Here is a 24,509-nt window from a genome sequence, read left to right on the forward strand (position 1 = left end):
GTGTGGGCGGTGCTCGCGCGTTCGGGGGCGAGGGTGAGGTGGGCAAGTTCGGCGGCCTCGACCGGGAGTCGGGGGGCTTTCAGGTCCAGCCAGGGGCCGGGGAGGAAGAGGGTGCGGCCGGCGCGGGGTCGGCGGGCGGTGACCACCAGGCCGGTCGCGCACAGCCGCTGCTGGGCGGCCTTCAGCGTGGCCGAGGTCCAGCCCGTCCACTGCCGGACCTGGCGGTCGGTGGGGTCGGGCAGGGCGAGCAGCATCAGGTACAGCGCGGCGGCGTCCGTGGGCAGGTCGAGGGCGTTCGCGCAGGCGGCGACGACGTCCGGGGCGCTGCGGCGCGGGTCCTGCTCCCAGCCGGGGGTGCGGTGGGCGTCGGCGGCGAGGTGGTGGCCGAGCGCCGCCAGGTCGCCGGACAGCAGGATGCGCAGGTCCGCGAGGGCGGGCAGGCCGGAGCCGGCCGGCCGGGCCTGCGAGGGCTTCAATCGGTCGTAGTAGTCGTCGAGCGCGTCCAGGACCGGGTCGTCTGCACCCGTGAGCAGGCCGGGGCGCACCAGGACGTGCCACTGGCCCGTGGCCGGTTCGTCCACCACCTCCACGCCGGGCAGGTCGGCCGGTGGGGGTGACGGCCTGCCGGTGGCGGTCCGGCGGTCGACGGAGAAGACCCGCCACACTGCTCGGGCGTCCTCCGACTCGGCGGCGAGGTCGGAGGTGAGATCGGAGGTGACGCGCAGTGCGGCCGCGGCGAGTGCGGGGCGCAGCGGGTGGCCGGCGGGCGTGCGGTAGGCGAGCCAGGCCATCACGTACGGCGAGGCGTACGGCGCGGGCGCGAAGTCGGGCTCGCCGTCCGTCGCGAGGGCGGCGGCGAGCAGGGCCTCCGGGTGGCGGCAGCGCCTGCGCAGGCCCGGCGGGACCGGGTCGGCGGCCGGTCCGGGGCCGGTCGGCGCCCATTCGCCGGTGGGGAAACGGATCTCGCGCCGCGCCAGGGCCAGCAGGTCGGCGTCGACCGGCGGCGCGCCGTAGCGCTCGTGCCACCAGGCCACCGCGCGCTCCACGTCCGGCCCGTGCGTCCACAGGCGCTCCGGCTCGGCGGGCACCAGCCGGTTGCGGAACTCCCGGACGGCGTCGGAGCCGATCCGTCGGGTGACCTCCTTCTCGGCGGCGCTCTCGTGGTCCCGGTGGAGGGTGCGGACGGCGAGCAGGGCGCCCGCCTCGGCCGGTGCCAGGGCGAGCCGCTCGGCCAGGTGCTCGGCCGCCCCGGGGTGGGCGGGCAGCGGGCCGCGCTCGGCGAACAGTTCCAGGTAGGCGTGCAGCAGGTCGGGGTCGATCTGCGCGGTGAGGTCGGCGCTGGTGCGGACCTCGCAGCCGGCGGCGGCCAGTGGGCCGTCCTCGGGGAAGGTGCCGCCGGGGGCGTACTCCAGCAGTACGGCCCGGTTGAAGCTGCTGTGGAGGACGAGCGCGGCCGACAGCGCGGTCCGGAAGAGGTGGCCAGCCGGCGGGGTGGGCCGGTGGTCCGGGCGCGAGACGGTGACGGTGCGCCAGCGGCCCGCCCCCCGCTCCGCCACGAACGGCAGGTCGGCGTACTCGCGCAGCCGTCCGGGACTCGTGGCGTCACCGCGGAGCAGCTCGGTCCGCCAGTCGACGACCAGGTAGGGGAAGGCGGCGGACGCGCCCGGGACGATCGTGCTGGGGCGGTCGAGGTCACCGTCCCAGAGGGGACTGTGGGTGGCCGCCTCGCGCAGCAGGCGGCCGACGCGTACCCGCGCGGGGGCGGAAGGGGTGGCGGGGGCGGACGGCGGGTCGGCCGGAGGGTCGGCCGGTGCGGGAGGGGCAGCGGGCGCCGCGGCCCCGGGGGTCAGCAGTGGCACCAGGTGCGCCAGCCCGTCCCGGCAGTTCGCGGCGATCTGCACCAGGCGGGCGAACTCCCGGCCGACCCGCTCCTCCTCGATCCCCAGAAGCCGGCTGATCCGCTGGCGCACCAGACCGGCGGCAGCGTCGCGGAACACGGAACGCGCCTCGACCGCGCCGAGCAGCAGTTCGGCGCCGGCCCGGTCCAGCGCGGGCTCCGGGGCCTCCGCCCGCACCGCGTCGAGCAGCAGGGCGGGGACGTCGACGGCGGCCAGCCGCCGGGCCCGGTCGGGGGCGGCGAGCAGTCCGGCGGCGGCGCCGATGTGCTGGAAGCGGGCGAGCATCAGTGCCACGCCGTCCAGGTCGAGCACGGGCAGCTCGGCGAGTTCCTCGTCGCACCACTGCGCCAGCACGGCGCGCCCCGGTTGGGTGTCCACCAGGGTGGGTGTCTTCGCCCACCCCTTCGGATCGTGCGGCTGGTACCAGAGGTTGTCCGCGTCACCGCCGTTGGTCAGCTCGAACTCCGCCCGCAGCAGGGCCCGCAGCTCACGGGCGAACCTCGGATCGGCTCTCAGCGAGGGCAGGTCGGGGCGCGGCGCGGTGTCGACGCGGTACAGGTACGGGTCGGCGAGCCGCGGCGGCGGGTCGGCCACCGGCGCGCCCGCGGCCAGCAGCAGGTCCAGGACACCCAGTCGCAGGACCGGGCTCCCCGGCACCCGCCGGTCCCACCGGCTCGGGTACGGCAGGTCGACGGGCACGCCGTCGGCGGCGATCCGCGGCGCCAGCAGCGCGGCGAGCCGGTGCACGACCGGCCGGGCCCCCGAGCGGGGCGACCGGTCGGCCAGGACGACCAGGGCGCGCAGCCAGTCGGCGGCGGTGCCGGGTGCGGCGCCGCCCGCGTCGACGGGGGCGGTGAGGTGCGCCAGCGCGCCGGTCCGCTCCAGGTAGTCGAGCGTCAGGTCCACCTCCGGCATCCCGGACTGCGGCCCCGCCGCGACCACCTCCCGGCCGAGATGCGGGCGTTCGGCCAGGACCAGCTCCCAGGCGGGGTCGGCGAGCAGCGCGGCCCAGAAGTCGCGGGTCGCCGTGTGCAACAGATTCCGGACCGGCAGCAGCCGACCGGCCAGCCGGGCGAGCTCGCGGGCCGGGTCCAGGCCGGCGGCACGGGCGGTGCGCACGAGGTCGGTGGCGAGCCCGGGGCGCGGGCCCTCGCGGAGCGTGCGGTCGCCGAGCAGGACGAGTGTGCGGCGGGCCGCGGCGCGGTCGGCGCCGCGCGCGGTGACCTGCCGCACGCGTTCGCGCAGTGCGGTGTCCGTGAGCGCGCCGGCCGCGTCCACGGCGGCGTAACGGGCGTCCAGCCACTCCTGGTCGACCTGCTCGCCGGCGGTGCGTTCCGCCGACCTGGCGCGGGCGAACCACGCCGCCGCGTCGGCCCGCTCCCCGCCGTGGCGCAGGCACAGGTCCGCGACGCCGTCCAGGAAGCAGCGCGAGAGCACCGGGTCGGCGGCGGCGATCGACTTCAGCACGGCATCGACGTCGCGCTTCACCCACACCCGCCACGCCGAGGTGGCCTCCTCCAGGCGCTCGACGTACCGCAGCACCTCCTGCTCATGGGTGGGATGCCCGGCGAGCGCGGACTCGGGGAACGGCATCGCCCCGTCGGCCGGCAGCCCGGTCGGCGCCAGGGGGCCGAGCGGTTCCCAGCCCTGGTGGGCCATCAGCCGGTCGCGGTGGCGTACGGCGTCGGCGGTGGTGAGCAGCACGCGCTCCGCGTCGGGCAGGGCGGGGTGCCGGTAGCGGCGGGCGAGCAGCCCGTCCTCGCCGCCCCGTTCCCCGGCGGCGGGAACGAGACCGGCCTGCGCCAACGCCTCCGCCCAGGCGGCGTCCACCGAGAGCAGCTCCACCACCCGGACCGGCACCGCGACGCCCTCGCGCACCAGCCGCTCCGCCTCCTGCCCGCACATCCGGCGGTGCGCTTCGACACCGGCCGCGAGCGCGAACAACCGCGGCAGAGCGGGATGCCCCGCCAGCACCGGCGGCACCTTCTTCAGTACCCGCCCGCGCTCGTTGCGGAAGACGACCTTCGCGTCCTCCAGCCGCGCGAAGTACCCCTGCGCACCGATCTCCCCGACCATGACCCGCCACTCCCCCGTGCTGTTCACCGGCCGGGCAACGATCACCCGGCGACTCCCGCAGCCTAACGATCACCTCTGACAGGGCCGCCGGGGACCTTGCTTCCCCGGTCACGGGGGCACGCGGCAGCGGGGTGCGATGCGCGGCGGCAGGCGGAACCGTCGAGAGGTTACGCCCGGCGGTCCAGGCGGCGGGCGAGCCCCAGGGCCGTGCCGAACAGGCCGCCGATCCACATGAGCACAGTGAAGATCGGCCCGCCGTAGTTCGGCAGGCACGCGATGCCCACACCGAGGCCGGTCAGAGCTCCTGCGGTCAACCCGAACAATGCGGCCGTGACGGCGAGCAGGTCGCGTGCGGCATGCACAGCGAGCCTGGAGACCGCGAAGCCGGCTGCCACGAAGACCCCCGTAACGAGGAAAAACATATGCGCCAGCATACGATCGGCCCGGCATCGGGCTCGCCCGCGGGATACCGGAGCTCCACGGACGAACGTGCTGTTGCCGGTCGGCCGAACGCGCGCAGCGAGTCAGGAATCGATCCGGCCGCGGGCGACGCCGCCGAACTCTCCGTGGTCGACGACCCGGCCTCTGCGCCGCACCTTCGGCCGCAGTACCGGGGACCGAGCGGGAGGCACCGGCGGAGGACCACTCCCACCTCGTCCGCGCCGAAGGGCGGCGTGCGGCCCGCGCGGACGCCGGGTCACAGTCCCCCGTTGATCGCCGCCACCCGGGCCGCGCCAGCACCGACGTTCCACTTTGCGAGGATCGCGTCGTACTCTCCATTGCGCATCAGCTCGTCCAGCCCCTTCGCCACCGCGTCGCGCAGAGCGGTGTCGCTCTTGTTCACCGCGATCCCGTACGGGCTCGACTGCGACAGCGCACCCGTCACCTCGAACCGGTTGCCGTCGTCGGTGGTCCTGGCCGCGTAGGCCGCCACCGGGAGGTCGTTGAAGTCCGCCACCGCCCGGCCGGCCGCCACCTCGGCGAGGGCCACGGTGTCGTCGTCGAAGCGGTGGACCTGCAAGGGCTTGCCCGCCCGTTCGCACGCACCCACCTGGCGGCTGACGATCTCGTCCTGGGTCGTGCCGCGCTGCACGGCGACGGTGCGGCCGCAGAGGTCGTCCAGCGTCCGGATCCCCTTCGGGTTGCCCTTCTGCACGATGATCGAAGTCCAGGCGATGAAGTAGTCCACGAAGTCCACGCCCGGCCGACCCGTCGGCATGCCGTTCTCGCCGAGCGCGTTGCGGCGCGCGGGCGTGTCACTGATCCCCGACATCGCCACGTCGAACCGCCTGGCGTTGACACCCGGTATCAGCTCGTCGAACGGCGTGTCGACCAGTTCGATCCGCAGGCCGAGGACCTTCCCCAGCGCTTCGGCCAGGTCCGGGTCGAGACCGGCGGGCTTGCCGTCCGTACCGCGGAACGCGACCGGCGGGTAGTTGAGGTCGGACCCGATCCGCAACACCCCGGCGGCGCGCTGCGCGCTCGGGACGGCCGCCCGGGCCTGGTCCTCGACGCCCGCCGGGGCCTCCGACCCGGTGCAGGCGGCGAGCAGCAGGGCCGACGCGGTGGTGAGGGCCGCCGGCAGGGCCCGACGGTGGGGGAACAGGCCGGAGAGATGGACCACGATGGCGCTCCTCTGCGAGGCAGGGTGGCGCGACCGGCATCCACGAGGGAGCGGCAGCGACCGGGAGGCGGAATCCTGCCATCCGGTTCCGGCTCGACGGGCGGCGGTCATGTCACGATCCGCTATCGGGTTCAACCGCGCCCCGGGTCCACCCCGCCCTACTTCGGAACAGGCTGGACGGGACAAGGCCCGGCGGGGCGGGGCGAGGCCCGAGGGCCGCGAAGCGGCTCGCCGCGCACGCCGCGTGAGCGCGAGCGCGGCGGGGCGACAGGCCCGCGCCAACGGGCCCGCGAACGTCCACGTGGTGGACTCGATCGTGCCCGAATCCGGGCGCGGCGGCGCCGCCGGGCCCGAGGCGATCAAGACCCGGGCGCGGCCGAATCGGGTCGCACCCGGTGGCCGTGGCCCCGGACGAGGGCGGCGGCGAGGAGAGCGACCACTCCCCCGAGCACCATGACGGTGGCCGGGGAGGAACGATCAACCACGAGGCCGCCGGTCAGGGCACCGATCGACAGGGTCGCCCGGAAGGACGAGGTGAACAACACACCGGCCGCCTCCGGGGCGTGCGGAGCCGCGGCGAGGAACCGGGCGAGGAACCAGGTGAGGGAGCAGACCGGCACGGCCCCGCAGCCGTGCCCCAGACCTCCGGGGACCTTGCCGCACTGCTCAGGCAGCGGGGTGCGGTGCGCGGAGGCGGGCGGAGGTCCGACCTCGGCCGGGCTCAGCTGCGGGCGGTCGCAGGGCGCCAGAACGCGCGCAGGCCCTCGGCCGCGGACTCGCCCTGCTCCCGGCCGAGCCGGTGGATCTCCTCCCAGGACTCGCGGTCGCCCGGGTCGGCGTCCAGGAGGCGCACGGCCGGCAGCTCGGGGGCCAGGACGCGGGCGGGCCCGGGCGCGGCGCCGGGGTGACGGTGCGCCAGCGGCTCGACCACCACCATCGTGCGGGCGCCGGCCGCCAGGTCGGCGTTCGTACCGGCCCGCAGGGCGCCGTCCAGGTAGTGCCGGCCGTCGACCGCCACGGGCGGCTCGAAGCCCGGGAACGCGCTGGAGGCGGCGACCGCGCGGACCAGCGGAACGCCCGAGGCGGCCTCCCACACGACCGGCTCACCGCTCTCGGCGTCGACGGCCGGGATCAGCAACCTGCGCGACGGCCAGGTGTCGGCGCCGATCAGCGCGGCACGCTGGGCGACCACCCGCTCCTCCGCATCCGCGTCGACCGTCCCCAGGGCGATGCGGCCGACCCGGCGCCGTGTCCCGGCCGGGTCCGCGCCGGACTCGCCGAGGGCGGCGAACACCGCGCCCGTCACCGCCGGGTCGGGGCGGCGCGGCGCGGCTGCCCCTTCGACGGGCCGCCGCGCGGGGAGCACACCCAGTCGGGCCGGGTCGCCCCCGGCCGCGAGGACGGCACCGACGATCGCGCCGGCGGAGGTGCCCACGATCAGATCGGCCTCGCCCAGATCCACTCCGGCGCCGCGCAGACCGGCGGCCAGTCCGGCCGTCCAGGCGACGCCCAGGCGGCCGCCGGGGCCCAGGACCAACGCGCGGTCGAGGTCGTGAAATTGCTCGGTTCCCATGACGGCTCCCCCGTTGCCGAAACACCTTCCGCCGCATCCTCGCACGGCGCCCCACCGGCCCACCGGCACGGGGCCCGGTGGGCGCCGACTGCGGTCGGGCGCGCCGCTGCGCTGCGATCGGCGGACGCGGCCGAGGCGAGCTGGGTCCGCACCGGACAGCCGGCCCGCCGCTCTGCCGATGGTGCGGGCCCGCCGCGTGTCGCGCGGTGGAACGCGTGGGGGGTGTCCACCGACGGGGTCAGAATGAGGCATGCGAGCAAGCCCCGGTCCGGCCGGTCCGTCGTCGGTGGGGCCCGGTGCGGGCGCGGTGCGTGGGGAGCACTGGTGGCCGGTGGCCACGGCGGTGGTGAGTGCCGGGCTGCTCCACGTGGCGCTGCCCACGTCGTACCGGGTGGACCCGGTGTGGGTGGTGCCGGTGGTCCTGTTCACCCTGCTGGTGGCGCTGGTCGTCGGCGATCCGGGGCGGATCGACCGGCAGAAGACCTGGCTGCGGGTGGTCACCGAGACCGTGATCGCCTTCATCACCGCCTCGAACCTGTACGCCGGAATCCACCTGGTGTCGGACATCCTGACCGACAACAAGCTGTTCGCCGACAACGCCACCGGTCTGCTGGCGACCGGTGGCGTGACCTGGGTGACGAATGTGATCGCCTTCGCGCTCTGGTACTGGGACCTGGACCGCGGTGGCGCCGCGGCCCGTGCCCACCGGCCCGCCGCAGGAGCGGCGTTCGTCTTCCCCGAGATGCAGCACACGGCGTACGCACCGGCCGGCTGGGTGCCGCGGTTCGCCGACTACCTGTCGCTGTCCTTCTGGACCGCGACCGCGTTCAGCCCGACCGACGTCTCCGCGATCAAGCGGTGGGCCAAGCTGCTGATGATGGTCGAGGCCGCCACCTCCCTGATCGTGGCGACGCTGGTGATCGCCCGTGCGATCAACATCCTGCAGTGAGGCGGGGCTCGCGCGGCCGGCCCCGGCCCACCCGGGCCGGGGCCGGACAGCGGGGCGGCGGGGTCAGCAGGGGCCGCAGCCGCCGGCGGGCGGGCAGGCGGGGGCGGCCTTGACGCAGACGGTGACGGAGTCGGTGTTGTCGGCGAGGTGGAGGTCGGTCTCGGTGGCGTGCGCCGTCGCGGTGTTGGTGACGGCGCCCGGGGCGGTGGCCTTGGCCCGGAGGGTGAGGGTGGCGGAGGCGTCGGCGGCCAGCGTTCCGACGCTCCACTTGCCGGTGCCCGGGTCGTAACTGCCGCTTCCCGTCTCGGCGGAGAGGAACGCCAGACCGGCCGGGAGGGGGTCGGTGACGGTGACGCCGGTGGCCGTGTTGGGTCCGGCGTTGCGTACGGTGACCCGGTAGGTGACGGTCTGGCCGACGGTGACGGTGGTCTCGTCGGCGGACTTGGTGACGTTCAGGTCGGCCGCCGGGAGGACCTCGGTGTCGGCCGGGTCGGAGGTGGCGGTGAGGGGTTCGGGGGTGGGGCCGAGCCGGTTCTCGTAGGTGGCGGTGGCGGTGTTGGTGATGTGTCCGCCGGCGCTGTCCTCGTCGATGGTGACCCGGTACTCGACGGTGGTGCCGTTCGGCAGGGTGTCGGTGTTGGGCAGGCTGCCGCCGCGGCCCGCGGTGGCGCCGTTGCCGAGGTTGAACGTCACCCGGTTGCCCACCGGGTCGAAGGAGGCCTGGTCGTCACCCTGCCGGTCGGTCTTCGCCCCGGCGTTGGGGCCGTTGACGATGCGCAGGGTCCCGGGCAGGTAGGTGGTGCCGTCCGGGACGGTGTCGGTGAGGACGAGGGCTTCGGCGCTGCCGCCGCCCTCGTTCCTGGCGACGATCCGGTAGGTGATGACGTCGCCCACCTGGAGGGGCCCGTCGGGGATCGCGGACTTGGTGAGGGTGACGGCGGGGGCGGTGCCGAAGAAGATGCCGTCGAGGAAGTTCCCGACCGACTGGTTGCCGCCGGCGGAGGCGACCGAGCGGAAGGCGAAGCGGGTGACGGTCTGCCCGGCCGGGACGGTGTAGGTGCCGGAGTAGAAGCCCCAGGCGGTGGTGCCGTCGGTGAACTGGCGCTGCTGGACCACCGCGCCGGGCCGGCCGATGTCCAGGGCCATGGTGTCCTGGCCGAGCCGCCCGCGGTGGTAGAGCCGCCAGTACAGCGTGGCGCCGGGGGTGGTGGGCAGGTCCTGGTAGAGCGTGGAGACCTGGTTGGCGTTGAGTTCGGCGAACTGGGCGCCGTCGGCGGAGGGGACGCCGTTGAAGCCGTCGTGCCAGATCTCGATGAGGTGGTCGGTGGCGGTGGTCAGCCAGCCCGGGACGTGGTTCGGGCTCTGGGTCTGGGAGGCGTCGGGCAGCAGCGCGTTGCCGCCCGCGACGGCGGGCTGCTCGAAGCTGCCGTTGACGAGAGTGATGCGGGACGGGGCGGGAGTGGTCACGTTCTTCCCCTTTGTTCCGGTGCCGGGATCCGGTGGCATCCGCCTTCAGGGTGCGGCAATGGTTCTTGTACGGACGAGAGCGCGGGGCGCGGCTCCCGGAGCACCCGTGGGCGCGAACCGCCCCGGATCGCGCCCCGCCTCGCCGCGGGTCCCGACCCGGCCCGCCACGACCGCCGCACGGTTCACCGTTCCGGCGTTTCCTGCCCACAGAGGCACCTACGACCTGCACCGGGGGCACCGGCCCCGGATTTCGTTGACGCTCCGTCAAGGACTGGCCGAGGCTGGCCGCGGGCCGGACCGGCCCGCACCTCCCGTGCAGCACCAGCACTCCTCAGGAGCAGTGATGAACAGGATCAGGACCGCCGTCGTGGCCCTCGCCGCCGTGGCCACCCTCGGTCTGGCCTCGTCCCCGGCCCTCGCCCAGAGCCAGGGCGACGACCGGGGCCAGGCGCAGCCGGCCCCCCGGCCCAAGACCTGCAACGCCAACGGCGGCACCTTCTTCTGCGGCGGCGACTACGGCGACGGCAAGACCTACGTCACCCTCTCCGACGGCACCAAGCAGCTCTTCGTGATCGGCACCGACTTCAACGTGTGGACGACCTGGTTCCCGCCGAAGGGCGCGCAGGCCGCGTGGATGTCCCTGGGCGGCGACCACGACTTCGCCAACAAGGTCAAGATCGTGAACCGGAAGGGCAACGCCTTCAGCATCGGCTCGCGCTCCTTCACCCTCGGCGCGGACTTCTTCCGCGACCGGGACGCCGGCGGCAACTGGAGCGGCTGGTGGACCAAGGCCGTCCCCCGCGGCTGACCTCCGGCCCACTCCGCTTCGGCCCGGCACGCCACGTGCCGGGCCGAAGCGGCGGGTGGCATGACGCCGCCGGGAGGGGCACGTTCCGGTCCTCCCCGGCGGTCCGGCGTGGCGCTTCCGGGTTCGGTGCCCCGGGTCGGTTCCATGGTCCTGACGAACTGTCGGGCGAAGGGAACGTGTGGCGATGCGGGGCGCAGAGGACTTCCGGGAGAACCCTTCCCGCCGGCGACTGCTGACGGCAGCCGCAGTGGCGCCGGTGCTGGTCGGGGCGACTCCGAGGGTGGCGTCGGCAGAGGCGGTCCGGCGGCAGCCGGTGCTGCCCGTGCCGACGCGGGAGGCCGACTGGGGCGCGGTGGCCGAGGTCCTGGGCAGGACGGGGACGATGTCGGACGGCTCGGTCTACCGGGTGCGTTTCGCCCGGCAGGACCTGCCGGTGACCACGTACGGGGTCACCCTGTTCGTGGGCTCCTACGCGGCGTTCACCCGCTACGACGACGGCCGGACCGTGGTGATGGGCAGCCTCGCGCTCACCGAGGCGGAGCTGCAGCACGCCACCGACGCGTTGCACGCCCGGGGACTGGACCTTTCCTCGGTCCACAAGCACCTGCCGGCCCACGAGCCCGCCATGTGGTGGGCCCACTTCCACGGTCACGCCGAGGACCCGCTGCCCCTGGCGCACGGCGTGTCAGCCGCGCTCGCCGTGACCAGCACGCCCACCGCTCCGCCACCCGCCTCGCAGCCGCCGCTCGACCTGGACACCGCCGCCGTCGAGGAGACGCTGAACGCGAAGGGCGTCAACGACAGCGGAGTCCTCCGGTTCACCTTCGCCCGCCGGGAGACGGTCACCGACCACGGACGCGTCCTGCCCCCGGCAGCGGGTGCGACCACACTCATCAGCTTCTACCCCGTCGGTGGCCGACGGGCCGCGATCAACGGCGACTTCGCCATGACCGCAGGCGAGGTCCACGCCGTGCTGACCGCCCTGCGCCGGGGCGGGATCGACCTCGTCGAACTCCACAACCACGGCCTCACCGAGGAACCGCGCCTGTTCTTCGCCCACTTCTGGGCGATCGGGGACGGCACGGCCCTGGCCCGGGCACTGCGCGCGGCGCTGGACGCCACCAACTCCGCACCCACCGCCTGACGGGCGCGCTCCCGGGACGCCCGGTCGGTCCGGTGACGTGCGGGAGCGGCGGGCGGCGGACGGGCCGGGGGCAGGAACCGAAGAGGTGGAGGGTGCTCCCGTTCAGGCCTGGCGGGACGGGGAGTTGGTGACCACCTGGCGCAGGAGGTCGGCGTTGCCGCGGGTGCGCTTCACGCGGTCCAGGAGGAGTTCGGTGGCCTGCTGGGTGTCGAGGCCGCCCAGGGCGCGGCGCAGGGCCCAGGTCGCGGGGGTGCGGGCGGGGCCGAGGAGGAGTTCCTCGCGGCGGGTGCCGGAGGCCTTGACGTCGACGGCCGGGAAGACGCGCCGGTCGGCGAGGCGGCGGTCGAGGCGGAGCTCCATGTTGCCGGTGCTCTTGAACTCCTCGAAGATCAGGTCGTCCATCCGGGAGCCGGTGTCGACAAGGGCGGTCGCCAGGATGGTCAGCGAGCCGCCGTTCTCGATGCTGCGCGCCGCGCCGAAGAGCCGCTTCGGGTGCTGCAGGACGCTCGCGTCGAGGCCGCCGCTGAGGGTCCGTCCGTTGGCGGGGGCGGTGGCGTTGTGGGCGCGGGCGAGGCGGGTGAGGGAGTCGAGCAGAACGACCACGTCGTGGCCGAGTTCGACGAGGCGCTTGGCCCGCTCGACGGCGAGTTCGGCCAGCGCGATGTGCTCGCGGGCGGGCCGGTCGAAGGTGGAGGCGATGACCTCGCCCTTGACCGAGCGGCGCATGTCGGTGACCTCCTCCGGGCGCTCGTCGACCAGGACGACCATCAGATGCGCCTCGGGGTGGTTGCGAGCGATCGCCTCCGCGATCGACTGCAGGACGAGGGTCTTGCCCGCCTTCGGCGGCGCGACGATCAGGCCGCGCTGGCCCTTCCCGATCGGCGCCACCAGGTCGATGACACGGCCCGTCAGCTGCCGCGGGTCGCTCTCGGTCTCCAGGCGCAGCTGCCGGTGCGGGTACAGCGGGGTCAGTTCGTGGAACGCCGGGCGGGGCCGGGACTCCTCGGCGGGGCAGCCGTTGACCGTGTCGACACGGGCCAGCTGCGGGCGGGCGCCGCCCGCGCGGGGGCGGGTCGCACCGGGGCGGGTCGCACCGGTCAGGACGTCGCCGGTCCGCAGGCCGAGTGCGCGCACCTGGCCGGCGGGCAGGTGCACATCGGTGGGCCCGGGCAGGTAGCCGGAGGTGCGCAGCACGGCGTTGCCCTCGCGGATGTCCAGTACTCCGGCGACGGCGACCAGGTCGCTCGCGGCGGCGGTGTCCGGCTGCGCCGGTCCGTCGGAGCGGGCGCGCGCCCGCTGCGCGGGCCGCGGTACTTCGGCGGGCACCGGCGGGCGGACGGTGGAGCGCGTGGAGGTGATCGCCTCGACGAGTTCGCCCTTGCGCAGGCGTGCGGCGCCCGGAATGCCCAGGGCGGAGGCGAGTTGGTGCAGATCGGCCTTCAGCAGGCCGTCCAGCGGCGTGCCGGTGGTGGTGGGTTCGGTGGTGGTCGTCACGAGCAGGTACTCCTGTGCGGTGTGAAGGGTGTGGCGGCGCAGCGGCCGTGAGTGGCCGGGCTGGCGGAGCGGGATCGCGGCTCGGCCGGCAGTCGGTCGAGGGGCGCGGGGCGCGGCGGGCGAAGCGGCCTCAGCACGACCATGAAGGGCGGTGCGGGCGGCGTCGGCTGTTGCTGTCGCGCTGTCGCTGGTTAGCCCGGACGGTACCGGGCGAGCGCTCTCAGCTGCTGTGGATGTGCCGGGAACGGAGCGTTGGAAGTGCTTCGGTCCGCCGGTGTCCGGGCCGGCCGCTACGAGCGGTTCGGCTGTGTACTGGCGCCTGGTTCCCGCACCCCTGGGGGTGGGCTTCCAGCATCGCCTGTATGCAGGGTAGCACCATGGGTGGCTGTGGCGCCCCCGGAATATCGATGTGGCCCCGGGTGCGCGACGGCGTGGGTTCACGCCGGGGACCCCTGGCGGGCCGGGGCGGACAGGGTGGGCACGTACACTTGCCCCTCGTGGTGGATACCCAGTACGAAGACCTGTTGAGGCACACGCTCACCGCCGGGACGGCCAAGGCCGACCGGACGGGCACCGGTACCCGGAGCGTGTTCGGACACCAGTTGCGCTACGACCTCTCGCAGGGGTTCCCACTGGTCACCACCAAGAAGGTGCACCTGAAGTCCGTGGTGTACGAGCTGCTGTGGTTCCTGCGCGGCGAGTCCAATGTGAAGTGGCTGCGTGAGCACGGTGTCACCATCTGGGACGAGTGGGCCGCCCCGGACGGCGACCTCGGCCCCGTCTACGGCGTCCAGTGGCGCAGCTGGCCGACTCCCGACGGGCGGCACATCGACCAGATCAGTCAGGTCCTCGACACGCTGCGCAACGATCCGGACTCGCGCCGGATGATCGTCTCGGCCTGGAACGTCGGGGAGCTGGACGCCATGGCGCTCGCTCCGTGCCACGCCCTGTTCCAGTTCTACGTGGCCGACGGCCGGCTCTCCTGCCAGCTCTACCAGCGCAGTGCCGACCTGTTCCTCGGGGTCCCGTTCAACATCGCCAGTTACGCCCTGCTCACCCACATGGTCGCGCAGCAGGTGGGCCTGGAGCCCGGGGACTTCATCTGGACCGGCGGTGACTGCCACATCTACGACAACCATGTGGAGCAGGTGACCGAGCAGCTCTCGCGGACGCCGTTCGACTTCCCCGCGCTGCGGTTGCGGCAGGCCGAATCGCTCTTCGACTACGCGTACGGCGACGTGGAGATGGTGGACTACAAGCACCACCCCGCGATCAAGGCACCGGTCGCGGTATGAGGATCGGACTGATCTGGGCCCAGACGCCGGACGGTGTGATCGGCGCGGACAACACGATGCCGTGGCACCTGCCCGAGGACCTCGCCCACTTCAAGGCGACCACCCTCGGGCGCCCGGTGGTGATGGGCCGCCGCACCTGGGAGTCGCTCCCGCCGCGCTTCCGGCCGCTGCCCGGGCGGCGCAACATCGTGGTGACCCGCAATCCGCAGTGGTCCGCGGACGGCGCGGACCGCGCCGGGTCCCTCGACGAGGCGCTGGACCTCGCGGCCGCAGAACCCGGGCAGGGCACGGGTGCCGAGACCTGGGTGATCGGCGGCGGGCAGCTCTACCGCCAGGTCATCGACCGGGCCGTGACCCTGTCGGTCACCGAGGTCGACCTGTCGGTGCAGGGCGACACCTACGCCCCCGCCGTCGGCCCCGACTGGACCGTCACCGAGGACGGCGGGTCTCGGACCTCGACGTCCGGTGTGCGCTACCGGATCCGCACGTACGCGCGCCGCGGCGACTCGGACTGACCTTCCGCACGCCCGTTCCGCGGGCCCACGGAACGGGGACGCGGTCACGCCGGGCGGGCGGGGCGCAGGTAGACCTCGTCGGTGTAGCACCAGGCCCAGTGCTCGCCGGGCCGGAGCGAGCGGGCGATGTGGTGGGCACGGTGGGCGTGGGCGTGCTGGTAGGCGTGCTGCCCCGGGGAGCTGTCGCAGCAGCCGAGGTGCCCGCAGCTCAGGCAGGCCAGCAGGTTCACCCAGGTGCCGCCGTCCCGTAGGCAGTCCTCGCAGCCGGGGGCCGCGTTCGCCGGGACCTCGCGCAGGCCGTCGAGGTGGTCGCAGGTCGGTTGGACGGCCCGGCCCGGATCGGGCGCGACCCGCCATCCGTGCCGATCGTTCACAGGGCACACCCTACGAGGCCGGACCCGGCGGCGCAGGCCGGACCTGCTGTCCGGCGGTAGTGACCGTCGGAGTCGATCGGACCACCCGGGGTGTGATCAGGGCAGGAGGCAGCCTCTAAGCCTTGAGCGGTGCGGCCGACCTTGCGGCCTGCTCGAGCTTTGCGCAGTAAGCCGCACGGGCTTCCTCGTCGATCCGCTTCTCGTGTTCGGGGCGGATCCCGGTCCGGCCGTCGAGGCTCTCGCGCAGGATGTCGGCGTGCCCGGCGTGCCGGTTGGACTCGCCGAGGACATGGACCATGACGGCGAACAGGTTCGTGTTGGGAGAGGGCTCCGACCACCAGGGGACGTTGCCGGGGGCGTCGAGGGGGAGCTCGTTGATCGTCGCGTCCGAGTGTTCCCAGGTGCGCCGACAGAACCCGATGATCTGATCGCGCGTCTCGTCCTCGGTCGCCCACAGATCGCTGCCGTCGTAGTCCTGCCACCGGGGCAGCGGTTCCGGGGAAGGGCGTTCGAAGACCTCGCCGAAGTACCTGGCCTCGACGGTGGCCATGTGTTTGACCAGGCCGAGGAGGTTGGTCCCGGTCGCTGTCAGAGGTCGGCGGGCGTCGTACTCGGACAGGCCGTCGAGTTTCCAGAGCAGCGCCTCGCGGTCCCGCCGCAGTCTCCCGTGCAGGTTGTCCTTCGCGAATTCATCGATCATGCGGCACGAGCCTGCCATGGACTGCTCGTGGTCTCAAGATCCTTACGTGGTCCGCGACGACCGGCCGGTGGCCGTCGGGGCGGGTTTTCGTCCCGGGGGGCGGGGAAGAAGTTCTCGGGACTCCTGCTCGTACGGCTGGTGGACGTGGCTGTCCGGACGGCACTCCGCTCGGACCGCGCGCCACCCGGCAGGGAAGGGGAGCACTGATGACGGGACGTGCCGAAGGGCCGGGGCCCCGGGCCTGGACGCCCGACACCCTGGACGAGCAGGACTGGGTCGTTCCCTGGTCGCCGAGCCCGCCGGGCGGACCGCAGGACGCCGCCGATCCGGTCGCCCGCGTCGCCCACGGCCTGCGCCACGGGCCGGGGCTGGCCCTGGTGCGCGGCCTGGAGCTGGACGGGCTCGGCGATCCGCAGTGCGCCGAGCTGTGCCGGAGCTTCGCCGCACGGCTGGGCACGGTGCTGCCGCTCCCGGCGGGCCCGGCGGCGGACGGCCCGGCGGCGGACGACCTGCTCACCGCCGAGACCGCGCCTGCGGTCCACCGCTCCGCCGCCGACCGTGCCACGGAGCGGGACGGGGACGCCAGGACGCTCGACCCGCACACCGACCGGTCGCACCGACCCGAGTCGCCGTGGCTGCTGGGGCTGTTGTGCATCCGCCCGGCCCGGGCCGGTGGTGAGTCGCTGCTCGTCAGCGCCCGCGCCGTCCACGACCGTCTCGCGGAGCAGGACCCGTCCGCGCTGCAGCACCTGTACCAGGACTTCCACTTCGGGCGCGGGCCGGACTTCGACCGCGTCTCCCCCGTGTTCCAGCAGCGCCGCCACGGCCTGCACGTCCAGTACAACCGCTACTGGATCGAGCGCGGCCAGCAGGAGACCGGCCGGCCGTTCCCACCGGGTCGGCAGGCGGCGCTGGACACCCTCCACGGGGTGCTGACCGACCCCGGGATGGTCCTCCGGGTCCCGTTGCGCCGGGGCGATCTGCTGCTCCTGGACAACACGGCCGTCCTGCACGGGCGGACCGGGTTCGACGATCCCGCCGGTCCGGGAGAGCGGCGCTGTCTGGCCCGGGTCTGGGCGGACCGGCCCGCCGACCGGTGAGGAACAGAGGCAGGTGCGGGGTCAGCCGCCGTCGCCGAGGGCGTAGAGGCCGGGGAGGTTGACCACGACGGCTTCCTGGGTGCTGCGGGCGATGACGACCACCGCCTCCTCGTCCGGGTCCGGGTTCTCCTCGCGGTGCGGGACGAACGGCGGGACGAAGATGTAGTCGCCCGGGCCCGTACGCAGGCGGACCTCCTCCGGCGTGCCGGACGAGTCGTCGACGAAGACGAACTCGGGGTGCCCGCTGACCACGTGGATCGCGGTCTCGGACTCGCCGTGGTGGTGGTCGGAGGAGGCGGTCGCGGGAGCGACGTGGGTCTGTCCCATCCAGAGCTTCTCCGAGCCGACCGTCCGTCCGCTGATCGCGGCGAAGCGCCGCATCCCACCGGTCTGGGCGGTGCCGTCGTCGAGTTCACCGGCGCGGATGTGGTGCAGCCGGGCCCGCAGGGCGGTGCCGGCGGGAGCGTCCGTGCCGTGCAGGTGCGGGTGGAAGCCGGTGCCCGCCTCCGTGACGACGGCCGGCCCCTCACCGGCGGGCGAAGGGGTGTGCGGGTGGGAGTGGGATTCGGCGGACATGGTGCTCCTGGGTCGGGCGGGCAGTAGGGCAGTAGCGGTAGGGACGGCGTATCCCGGTGCCTCCCCAGGCCGCGCCCGACGCCCCGGGATGTCACCGGACGCTAGGCCCGGCGGCAAAAGGATGTCAAGAGGTGTCTTTTCCCGCCCGCCGGTCCCGCCCTTGGCGGACAAGGGACTTGAGCACCGCTCCGCCCGGGGGATACTCGGGTGCATGCACATATCCGCCAAGGCCGACTACGCCGCCCGGGCTCTGGTCGAGCTCGCCTGCGACACGTCGCGCCCACTCACCTGCGAGGCCATCGCCGCCTCCCAGGGCATCCCGTTCCGGTTCCTCAAGTCCGTGGTGGGCGAACTGCGGCGGGCCGGGCTGGTCCGCAGCCAGCGCGGCTGCGAGGGCGGCTACTGGCTCGGCCGGACGGCCGAGGAGATCACCCTGCTGGACGTGGTGCGCGCGGTGGACGGCGAGGTGATCACCCTGCGCGGCGAGCCGCTGGCCGGACTCGACTACCCGGGCCCCGCGCACGGACTGCCGTCGGTCTGGCGCAGCGTCGAGGAGCGTGCCGTGGAGATCCTCTCGGGTACGACGGTGGCCCAACTGGTGCGCTCCGGCGACCGGGTGGCGACCGCGTGAGCGGGGACGGGGACGAAGCCCCAGCCTCAGCCGAGGCCGAGGTCGGGGTCGGGGCCAGTGCGGTCGAGGTCGTCGAGTACACCGACCCGATGTGCCCGTGGTCCTGGGCGGCCGAGCCGAGGCTGCGGGCGCTGCTGCGCGAGACGGAGGGCTTCTGCCGGCACCGGAGGGTCTTCGGGGTCCTGTTCGACGAGGACGAGGAGCCCGCGCCGGACCCGGCCGCCGAGACGGCCTGGTACTCCGGGTACGTCGAGCGGATCACCGACCACGCGGGCGCGCCGCGGGCCGCCCGGCTGGGCTGGGTGGCGGCGAGCAGCTGGCCGTCCTCGCTGGCGGCGGCCGCCGCCGAGGCGCAGGGCCCGCTGGTCGCCGACCGGGTGCTGCGCCGGCTGCGGGAGAGCGTGTTCGTCCTGGGCGAGCCCGCCGACACCCCCGAGCGCGTGCTCGCGGCGGTGGCCGGGGTGCCCGGCCTAGACGAGCTGCGGCTGCGGGCCGATCTTGCCTCCGCGGCCGTCCGCGAGCGGGTGCGCCGCGACCGCGCCGAGGCCCGGCGGCCGCTGCCGGAGGTGATCGGGCTGCGCGGGGACGGACCCCACCCGGGGGCGGCGAAGGAGACCGATGACGGCGGCCACCGGTACGCACTGCCGACCGTGGTGTTCACCGGGCCGGGCGGGCGCCGGGTGGTGCCGGGGTGGCGGAGCGCGGACGAGTACCGGAGCGCGCTGGCCGCCGTCTCCCCCGCGCCGCTGCCGCCGGCGGACCGCGTTCCCACCGCCGCTGACCTGTTGGAACGGTACCGGAGCCTCACCGGTCCCGAGCTGGCCGGAACGACCGGAGGGCTGCCGCCCGGATCCCGGCGTGTGCGGACCGCGAACGGGGACGTCGTCCTCCACCCGCAGGAGCGCTCCGGCCCGGCCGTCGTGGCGGCCCACCGCTCCCCCGCCGGCGACTGAGGACCCGCGCCTCCGAACGGGACGAAGACGTCACACGGCGCCGCCCCGCGCTCGGCGCACCGGCCGGATCCCGCCGGTACAACGGCGCTCCGTGGACGTCGCAAAGGTGCCGCGTGAACGGCACATTGAGGGCGTGTTGCGGCAGCCGCCGAAGCAAAGGGACACCTTTTGGTGTCCATTGACAGCAGGCCGCTGACCTGGCCAGGATGAGTCCATGACCTCCACGCACCCCCTCCCGGTGCGCCGCTGGACGAGTCACCGACGCACCAGCAGCACCCACTGTTGTTGACCGCGTCCGGACCTGGCGGCCACGACGCCGCCGCGCCCCGGCCCGCCCGGGCGAACCGCTCGTACGGGCCCTGAACCCGGCGCCCCGGGCTCCCGGCCTACCGGCCCCTCCCCCGGCCGACCGCCACCCCTGTGCCTCCCACGCGTCTCCCGGCCCTCGGCACCGCCCGTCGGACCCGTCCGCGCCGACCGTCGCGCGCTCTCCCGGCCCCGCTTCCCCGCGCCGTTGCTCCGCCCACCGCCCTGCCCCGATCCCGCGCTCCGTGCCCTTGCCCGCGTCCTTGCCCGCGCCCGAAGCCGGAACTGCCGCGCACCCTCCGAAAGGTGACCGACCGTCATGACCAGCTCCTCCAACGACCGCCCACTGCTCGGCAGACGCTCCCTGCTCGGCCTCGGCCTGGGCCTCGGTGCCTCGTTCGCCCTCGCCGCGTGCGGCGACCCCGGGCAGGCCGGGACGGGCGGGTCCGCCACCGGCGGAACCCTCAAGTGGGGCTGGGCGCTGCCGACTTCGTGGGATCCGGTGTTCTCCTCGGCGGGCTGGGACGTCCACTCCCTGTCGTTGGTCTACGCGGGCCTCACCAAGCTCGACGAACAGGGCACCGCCGTACCGGCTTTGGCCTCGGCCTGGAAGTTCGGCGCCGACGGCACCTCGGTCACCTTCACCCTGCGCCCCGGACTGACGTTCTCCGACGGCACCCCGCTGGACGCCGCGGCCGTCAAGAAGAGCCTGGACCGCGGGCGCACCGAGGCCAAGTCCCTGGTCGCCCCGCAGCTCACCAGCGTCCGCGAGGTGTCCGCACCCGACGCGCAGACCGTGCTGCTCGAACTCTCCCGGCCCGACTACCAGATCCCCAACCTGCTGGCCGGCAAGACCGGCATGATCGTCAACCCGAAGGCCTTCGAGTCGGACGCCGCCGGGCTGGCCACCCGCCCGGCGGGTGCCGGGCCGTTCACCCTCACCTCCTACACCCAGAACGCCAAGGCCGTGCTGCGGCGCAACCCCGCCTACTGGGACGCGACAGCGATCAAGCTGGAGACCTTCGAGGTCCATCCGCTGCCGGACGCCGCCACCGTGGTCGCCGGGCTCCAGTCCGGACAGTTCGACGTGGCCCAGATCCCGGGCAGCCAGGTCGCCGCGGCCGAGGCGGCGGGCCTGGAGGTCCAGGTGATCCCGTCCCTGGTGGTGGCGGTGCTGGACGTCAACGTCGAGAAGGCGCCGTTCGACAACCCCAAGGTGGTCGAGGCGCTCAAGTTCGCGATCGACCGGGAGGCCCTGCTCAAGACCCAGCTGTTCGGCTACGGCGAGGTCAACCACCAGCCGTTCCCCAAGGGTTACGTCGGTTACGACCCCGCCTCGGCCGACCTCTACCGGTACGACCCGGCCAAAGCGCGCGCGCTGCTCACCGAGGCCGGCCACCCCGACGGCGTCGACCTCACCCTGACCACCACGGCCGCGCAGGGACTGCCCGAGCAGCTCCAGGCGCAGCTGAAGGAGGTCGGCATCCGGGCCACCATCGACGTGGTCCCGGCGGCGCAGGCCACCCAGATCGTCTACATCCAGCACGCCAAGGCCCTGTTCACCGACCAGTTCGCGGGCCGCGACTCCGCCGCGCAGGCCTTCCAGGTGCTGTTCGGCGAACAGGGCCTGATGAACCCGGGCCGGCACACCCCGCCGGAGCTGGCCGCCGCCGTCGAGCAGGTCTCGCGCACCCCGCTGGACTCGCCGGAGTACCCGAAGGTGCTCCGGGCGGCGACCGCGCTCGCGGTGCGCACGATGCCCAACACCTTCCTCTACAGCGTCCCCCGGCTGCTGGCCCGACGGAAGTCCGTCTCGCCGATCCCGGCCTTCACGGCGGTGCAGCGATTCGAGGGGGTGACCGCCTCGTGAGCGCCGTGCTGCCCCGCGCGGGCGCCTGGCGCACGGGGCCCCTCGCCCGCCGAGGGGCGCGCGCCCCGCGCCCGCTGGGGCGGGTGCTGGCGAGCACGGTCACCGTCTTCCTGCTCTCCTCGCTGCTCACCTTCGGCCTCGGCGCCGTCTCGGACGCCAACCCGGCCGCCGCCGTCCTCGGCGAGACCGCCACCGCGGCCGACATCGCCCGGCTGGACCACGAGTTCGGCCTGGACCGGCCGCTGGCCGTGCAGTACGGCGACTGGCTGTTCGACGCGGTCGGCGGCGATCTCGGGTCCTCCTGGTTCACCACCGTGCCGGTCGCCGACTCGATAGCCACCGCGCTCCCGGTCGACCTCTCCATCGCCGGCCTCGCCCTGCTGCTGGCCGTCCTGCTGGGCGGCGCGGCCGGTGTCGCGGCGGCGCTGAGCAACGGCGGCCGGCTGGACCGCGCGGTGACCGCCGTCTGCACCCTGCTCGGCACCCTGCCCGCCTTCGTGATCGCGATCGGACTGATCACCCTGGTCGCCGTCCAGCTGCGGCTGCTGCCCTCCGGCGGGTACGTGCCGTTCTCCCAACAGCCGGGCCAGTGGCTGCGGTTCGCCCTGCTGCCGGCCCTGGCCCTCAGCCTGGACGCCGCCGCCGGCATCGCGCGCCAGCTGCGGACCTCACTGGTCGCGGAGCTGCGCCGGAACTACGCGACCGGCGCCCTGATGCGCGGACTCTCGGGCCGCCGGGTGCTGTTCGGCCACGCGCTGCGCAACGCGGCCGGTCCGGCCTTCACCGTGCTCGGCATGAGCGTGCCGGTCCTCATCGGCGGCGCCGTGGTCACCGAGCGGATCTTCAACCTGCCGGGGATCGCCCAACTCTCCCTCCGGGCGGCCGAGCAGCACGACGTGCCGGTGATCCAGGGCACCCTGCTGGTCACCGTCGCGGTGGTGCTCGTGGCGAATCTGGCCGTCGACGCCGTGCTCTTCGCCCTCAACCCGGTGGCCCGGCGCGGCCCTCGGCCGAGGCCGGAGGGGCGCGTGGGAAAGGCGACGGGGGCGGCAGCGGCTGTGGGAGGAACCCGGTGAACGCGCTGCGCGCCTCCCTGCGGGTGCCCGTCGCCCGCGCCGCGCTGGCCGTCCTGGCCCTCGTCCTGCTGCTGGCCCTGTTCGGCGGACGGCTCGCCCCGGCCGACCCGCTCGTCCAGGACACCGCCCACATCCTGGGCGGACCCTCGGCGGACCACCTGCTGGGCACCGACTACCTGGGCCGCGACGTGCTGAGCCGGTTGCTGGCCGGCACCGGGCTCTCCGTGCTCGCCGCCGTCGAGGCGGTGGCCGTCGCCGCCTTGCTCGGGGTCGTCCCCGGGCTGCTGTCGGTGCGGTTCGGCCCGGCCGCCTCCTGGCTGGCCCTGCGCGCCGTGGACTCCCTGATGACGCTGCCGTTCACGCTCTTCGCGATCGCCGCCGTCGGCCTGCTCGGCAACGGGCTGCACCAGGCGATGCTGGCGCTCGGCGTCCTGCTCGCACCGCTGTTCTTCCGCGTCACCCGGGCCGCCGCGCTCGGACTGGACCGCGCCCAGTACGTCGAGGCCGCCGAGCTGATGGGCGCCTCCCGGTTCTGGATCCTGCGGGTGCACACCTGGCGCAAGGTGCTGCCGACCGTCGCCGTCACCACCGCGCACGCGCTGGCCACCGGTCTGCTCACGGTCTCCTCCCTCACCTTCCTCGGGATCGGTGTGCAGCCACCGGCCCCGACCTGGGGCGGCATGCTCGCCAGCGACCTCGGCTTCCTGGCCCAGCAGCCGTGGGCACCGCTCCCGCCCGCCGTGCTGATCATGCTCACCGTCGGGGCGCTGAACCTGCTGGCGGACGTCCTCGCCGACACCGATCGGACCGGCGCCCCGGCCACCGCCCGCACCCGCCGGGTCGCCAGGAGGCGTGCCGCGTCGGGCGCGGGCTCGCCCGAGCCGGCCCCGCCCGTGCCGGGCGCCCCGTCCACGCCGGACCGGAAGGAGCACGACCATGTCCCCCACCCCGCCTGAGCCCGAGCTCGGCCGTCACGCCCGCACCGCCGCCCTGCGGGTCGAGGGGCTGCACGTGACCGTCGGCCACGGCCGCACCGAGGCCGTCCGCGACGTCTCGTTCGACCTCCTCCCCGGCGAGGCCGTCGGGCTGGTCGGCGAGTCCGGCAGCGGCAAGACGCTCACCTGCCGCTCGGTGCTCGGCCTGCCGTCGCCCGGGGTCGCCGTGTCCGCCGGGCGGATCGTCCTCGGCGGTACGGCGGACGGCGGCACCGGGAGCGCCGACACGGATCTCGCCGACGCGAATCTCGTCACCCTCACCGACCGCCAGTGGCAGCAGGTGCGCGGCACCCGGATCGGCGCCGTCTTCCAGGACCCGGGCTCGTACCTCAACCCCACCCTCACCGTCGGGCGCCAGCTCGGCGAGCCGCTGCGCCGACGCGGACTCACCCGCGCCCAGGCCCGCCGGCGGGCGGTGGAACTCTTCGAGGCTGTCGGTCTGCACGACCCGGAGCGGGTCCACGACAGCTACCCGCACGAACTCTCCGGCGGCATGCTCCAACGGGTCCTGATCGCGGTCGCGATCTCCGGCGACCCGCAGCTGCTGGTCGCCGACGAGGCCACCACCGCGCTGGACACCGTCGTCCAGGCCGAGGTGCTGGACCTGCTGGGCCTGCTGCGCGAGCGGCACGGGCTGGCCCTGCTGCTGGTCAGCCACGATCTGGCGGTGGTCGCCGAGGTGTGCGACCGGGTCCTCGTGCTCTACGCGGGCGAGGTCGTCGAGGAGGGCCCCACCAGCGAGGTGGTCGCCGCCCCGGCCCACCCGTACACCGAGGCGCTGCTGCGGGTCGCTGCCCTGGGGCGCCGCGACCGCTGGGAGCTCGCCGTCATCCCCGGCCGGCCGCCCGAGCCCGGCACCGCCGGAGCCGGCTGCCGCTTCGCCCCGCGCTGCGAGTACGCCACCACCGCCTGCACCGAGCAGGCCGTCCCGCTCACGCCCGTCCCGGTCACGCCCGCCCCCGGAACCGGCCGCCGGGCCGCGCGCTGCCTGCGCAGCGCCGAACTGACCCTCAGCGGCGTCCGCGAACCGACGGACGTCACGGAACGAACGGAGGTCCCGGCGTGAGCATCACCGCCATCGCCTC

The 24,509-nt window shown here is 74.5% G+C and carries 21 protein-coding genes and 2 pseudogenes; 12 read left to right on the forward strand and 11 right to left on the reverse strand.

Annotation, left to right across the window (positions count from 1 at the left end; genetic code table 11):
• The 5 genes and pseudogenes from ADK60_RS22610 to ADK60_RS44990 form a co-directional block, all read right to left on the reverse strand.
• Positions 1 to 4,001, reverse strand: a pseudogene (locus tag ADK60_RS22610) (hypothetical protein); the annotation flags it as partial.
• A 140-nt stretch (positions 4,002 to 4,141) separates the two neighbouring features.
• Positions 4,142 to 4,396, reverse strand: a complete 255-nt coding sequence (locus ADK60_RS22615) for a hypothetical protein (protein ID WP_159394503.1) — start codon at positions 4,394 to 4,396, stop codon at positions 4,142 to 4,144.
• A 275-nt stretch (positions 4,397 to 4,671) separates the two neighbouring features.
• Positions 4,672 to 5,598, reverse strand: a complete 927-nt coding sequence (locus tag ADK60_RS22620) for an ABC transporter substrate-binding protein (RefSeq protein WP_053648468.1) — start codon at positions 5,596 to 5,598, stop codon at positions 4,672 to 4,674.
• Between the two features lie 359 nt (positions 5,599 to 5,957).
• Complete coding sequence (locus ADK60_RS22625; protein WP_053648470.1) at positions 5,958 to 6,218, reverse strand: hypothetical protein; 261 nt, start codon at positions 6,216 to 6,218, stop codon at positions 5,958 to 5,960.
• Positions 6,219 to 6,319: 101 nt separating this feature from the next.
• A complete protein-coding gene (locus ADK60_RS44990) occupies positions 6,320 to 7,171 on the reverse strand; it encodes a patatin-like phospholipase family protein (RefSeq protein ID WP_053648472.1) in 852 nt (283 codons plus the stop codon).
• Between the two features lie 250 nt (positions 7,172 to 7,421).
• Here ADK60_RS44990 and ADK60_RS44995 point away from each other — a divergent pair, with 250 nt between their 5' ends.
• Entirely contained in the window at positions 7,422 to 8,120 is a 699-nt protein-coding gene (locus ADK60_RS44995; protein WP_159400530.1) for a hypothetical protein, read from the forward strand.
• 63 nt (positions 8,121 to 8,183) lie between these two features.
• On the opposite strand, the gene ADK60_RS22640 is transcribed toward ADK60_RS44995, so the two are convergent.
• Positions 8,184 to 9,587 carry a CLIPPER-2 domain-containing protein gene (locus tag ADK60_RS22640; protein ID WP_053648476.1) on the reverse strand — a complete coding sequence of 468 codons (1,404 nt, stop codon included), beginning with the start codon at positions 9,585 to 9,587 and terminating at the stop codon, positions 8,184 to 8,186.
• 343 nt (positions 9,588 to 9,930) lie between these two features.
• On the opposite strand from ADK60_RS22640, the gene ADK60_RS22645 reads away from it, so the two are divergent.
• On the forward strand, positions 9,931 to 10,395 hold the full coding sequence (locus ADK60_RS22645) for a hypothetical protein (RefSeq protein WP_045944421.1): 465 nt from the start codon (positions 9,931 to 9,933) through the stop codon (positions 10,393 to 10,395).
• Positions 10,396 to 10,579: 184 nt separating this feature from the next.
• The gene (locus ADK60_RS22650; protein WP_063783229.1) at positions 10,580 to 11,539 is read left to right on the forward strand and encodes an LppY/LpqO family protein; all 960 of its coding nucleotides are present in this window, start codon (positions 10,580 to 10,582) and stop codon (positions 11,537 to 11,539) included.
• Positions 11,540 to 11,641: 102 nt separating this feature from the next.
• On the opposite strand, the gene rho is transcribed toward ADK60_RS22650, so the two are convergent.
• Both rho and ADK60_RS48170 read right to left on the reverse strand, forming a co-directional pair.
• Positions 11,642 to 12,949, reverse strand: coding sequence for a transcription termination factor Rho (gene rho, locus ADK60_RS22655; RefSeq protein ID WP_353651767.1), 1,308 nt, complete (start codon positions 12,947 to 12,949; stop codon positions 11,642 to 11,644).
• Positions 12,929 to 13,474, reverse strand: a pseudogene (locus ADK60_RS48170) (hypothetical protein); the annotation flags it as partial. The pseudogene ADK60_RS48170 and the gene rho, both read right to left, overlap by 21 nt.
• 56 nt (positions 13,475 to 13,530) lie before the next feature.
• On the opposite strand from ADK60_RS48170, the gene ADK60_RS22660 reads away from it, so the two are divergent.
• Complete coding sequence (locus ADK60_RS22660; protein ID WP_053648481.1) at positions 13,531 to 14,328, forward strand: thymidylate synthase; 798 nt, start codon at positions 13,531 to 13,533, stop codon at positions 14,326 to 14,328.
• On the forward strand, positions 14,325 to 14,843 hold the full coding sequence (locus ADK60_RS22665; RefSeq protein ID WP_053648483.1) for a dihydrofolate reductase: 519 nt from the start codon (positions 14,325 to 14,327) through the stop codon (positions 14,841 to 14,843). Before ADK60_RS22660 ends, ADK60_RS22665 begins: the two co-directional genes overlap by 4 nt.
• A gap of 44 nt (positions 14,844 to 14,887) precedes the next feature.
• Here the strand turns inward: ADK60_RS22665 and ADK60_RS22670 are convergent, their stop codons facing one another.
• Both ADK60_RS22670 and ADK60_RS22675 read right to left on the reverse strand, forming a co-directional pair.
• On the reverse strand, positions 14,888 to 15,217 hold the full coding sequence (locus ADK60_RS22670; protein ID WP_078897343.1) for a UBP-type zinc finger domain-containing protein: 330 nt from the start codon (positions 15,215 to 15,217) through the stop codon (positions 14,888 to 14,890).
• Between the two features lie 115 nt (positions 15,218 to 15,332).
• Entirely contained in the window at positions 15,333 to 15,917 is a 585-nt protein-coding gene (locus tag ADK60_RS22675; RefSeq protein ID WP_053648485.1) for a DinB family protein, read from the reverse strand.
• Positions 15,918 to 16,123: 206 nt separating this feature from the next.
• On the opposite strand from ADK60_RS22675, the gene ADK60_RS22680 reads away from it, so the two are divergent.
• The gene (locus tag ADK60_RS22680; RefSeq protein WP_053648487.1) at positions 16,124 to 17,017 is read left to right on the forward strand and encodes a TauD/TfdA family dioxygenase; all 894 of its coding nucleotides are present in this window, start codon (positions 16,124 to 16,126) and stop codon (positions 17,015 to 17,017) included.
• Between the two features lie 21 nt (positions 17,018 to 17,038).
• Here ADK60_RS22680 and ADK60_RS22685 read toward each other — a convergent pair whose 3' ends face one another.
• Positions 17,039 to 17,593 carry a cupin domain-containing protein gene (locus tag ADK60_RS22685; RefSeq protein WP_079008623.1) on the reverse strand — a complete coding sequence of 185 codons (555 nt, stop codon included), beginning with the start codon at positions 17,591 to 17,593 and terminating at the stop codon, positions 17,039 to 17,041.
• 211 nt (positions 17,594 to 17,804) lie between these two features.
• On the opposite strand from ADK60_RS22685, the gene ADK60_RS22690 reads away from it, so the two are divergent.
• The 6 genes from ADK60_RS22690 (at position 17,805) to ADK60_RS22715 (ending at position 24,490) form a co-directional block, all read left to right on the forward strand.
• On the forward strand, positions 17,805 to 18,224 hold the full coding sequence (locus tag ADK60_RS22690; RefSeq protein WP_053648489.1) for an RrF2 family transcriptional regulator: 420 nt from the start codon (positions 17,805 to 17,807) through the stop codon (positions 18,222 to 18,224).
• 89 nt (positions 18,225 to 18,313) lie between these two features.
• Complete coding sequence (locus ADK60_RS22695; RefSeq protein WP_053648551.1) at positions 18,314 to 19,177, forward strand: DsbA family oxidoreductase; 864 nt, start codon at positions 18,314 to 18,316, stop codon at positions 19,175 to 19,177.
• A 625-nt stretch (positions 19,178 to 19,802) separates the two neighbouring features.
• Positions 19,803 to 21,353, forward strand: coding sequence for an ABC transporter substrate-binding protein (locus ADK60_RS22700; protein WP_053648491.1), 1,551 nt, complete (start codon positions 19,803 to 19,805; stop codon positions 21,351 to 21,353).
• On the forward strand, positions 21,350 to 22,429 hold the full coding sequence (locus ADK60_RS22705; RefSeq protein WP_079008624.1) for an ABC transporter permease: 1,080 nt from the start codon (positions 21,350 to 21,352) through the stop codon (positions 22,427 to 22,429). The genes ADK60_RS22700 and ADK60_RS22705 overlap by 4 nt, the downstream gene beginning before the upstream one ends.
• On the forward strand, positions 22,426 to 23,385 hold the full coding sequence (locus ADK60_RS22710) for an ABC transporter permease (protein WP_053648492.1): 960 nt from the start codon (positions 22,426 to 22,428) through the stop codon (positions 23,383 to 23,385). Before ADK60_RS22705 ends, ADK60_RS22710 begins: the two co-directional genes overlap by 4 nt.
• Positions 23,366 to 24,490: an ABC transporter ATP-binding protein gene (locus ADK60_RS22715; protein ID WP_053648494.1), complete on the forward strand. Its 1,125-nt coding sequence runs from the start codon at positions 23,366 to 23,368 to the stop codon at positions 24,488 to 24,490. The genes ADK60_RS22710 and ADK60_RS22715 overlap by 20 nt, the downstream gene beginning before the upstream one ends.
• The last annotated feature ends 19 nt before the right edge of the window (positions 24,491 to 24,509 follow it).

The organism is Streptomyces sp. XY431 (assembly GCF_001279805.1).
In the GTDB taxonomy this organism is placed as follows: Bacteria; Actinomycetota; Actinomycetes; order Streptomycetales; family Streptomycetaceae; genus Kitasatospora; species Kitasatospora purpeofusca.

Excerpts from the sequence above, each read along its gene's own strand:
- ADK60_RS22615 (WP_159394503.1), bottom strand. The coding sequence starts at position 4,396 with ATGTTTTTCCTCGTTACGGGGGTCTTCGTGGCAGCCGGCTTCGCGGTC.
- ADK60_RS44990 (WP_053648472.1), bottom strand. The coding sequence starts at position 7,171 with ATGGGAACCGAGCAATTTCACGACCTCGACCGCGCGTTGGTCCTGGGC.
- ADK60_RS44995 (WP_159400530.1), top strand. The coding sequence starts at position 7,422 with ATGCGAGCAAGCCCCGGTCCGGCCGGTCCGTCGTCGGTGGGGCCCGGT.
- ADK60_RS22645 (WP_045944421.1), top strand. The coding sequence starts at position 9,931 with ATGAACAGGATCAGGACCGCCGTCGTGGCCCTCGCCGCCGTGGCCACC.
- ADK60_RS22650 (WP_063783229.1), top strand. The coding sequence starts at position 10,580 with ATGCGGGGCGCAGAGGACTTCCGGGAGAACCCTTCCCGCCGGCGACTG.
- ADK60_RS22665 (WP_053648483.1), top strand. The coding sequence starts at position 14,325 with ATGAGGATCGGACTGATCTGGGCCCAGACGCCGGACGGTGTGATCGGC.
- ADK60_RS22675 (WP_053648485.1), bottom strand. The coding sequence starts at position 15,917 with ATGATCGATGAATTCGCGAAGGACAACCTGCACGGGAGACTGCGGCGG.
- ADK60_RS22680 (WP_053648487.1), top strand. The coding sequence starts at position 16,124 with ATGACGGGACGTGCCGAAGGGCCGGGGCCCCGGGCCTGGACGCCCGAC.
- ADK60_RS22685 (WP_079008623.1), bottom strand. The coding sequence starts at position 17,593 with ATGTCCGCCGAATCCCACTCCCACCCGCACACCCCTTCGCCCGCCGGT.
- ADK60_RS22690 (WP_053648489.1), top strand. The coding sequence starts at position 17,805 with ATGCACATATCCGCCAAGGCCGACTACGCCGCCCGGGCTCTGGTCGAG.
- ADK60_RS22695 (WP_053648551.1), top strand. The coding sequence starts at position 18,314 with ATGTGCCCGTGGTCCTGGGCGGCCGAGCCGAGGCTGCGGGCGCTGCTG.
- ADK60_RS22700 (WP_053648491.1), top strand. The coding sequence starts at position 19,803 with ATGACCAGCTCCTCCAACGACCGCCCACTGCTCGGCAGACGCTCCCTG.
- ADK60_RS22715 (WP_053648494.1), top strand. The coding sequence starts at position 23,366 with ATGTCCCCCACCCCGCCTGAGCCCGAGCTCGGCCGTCACGCCCGCACC.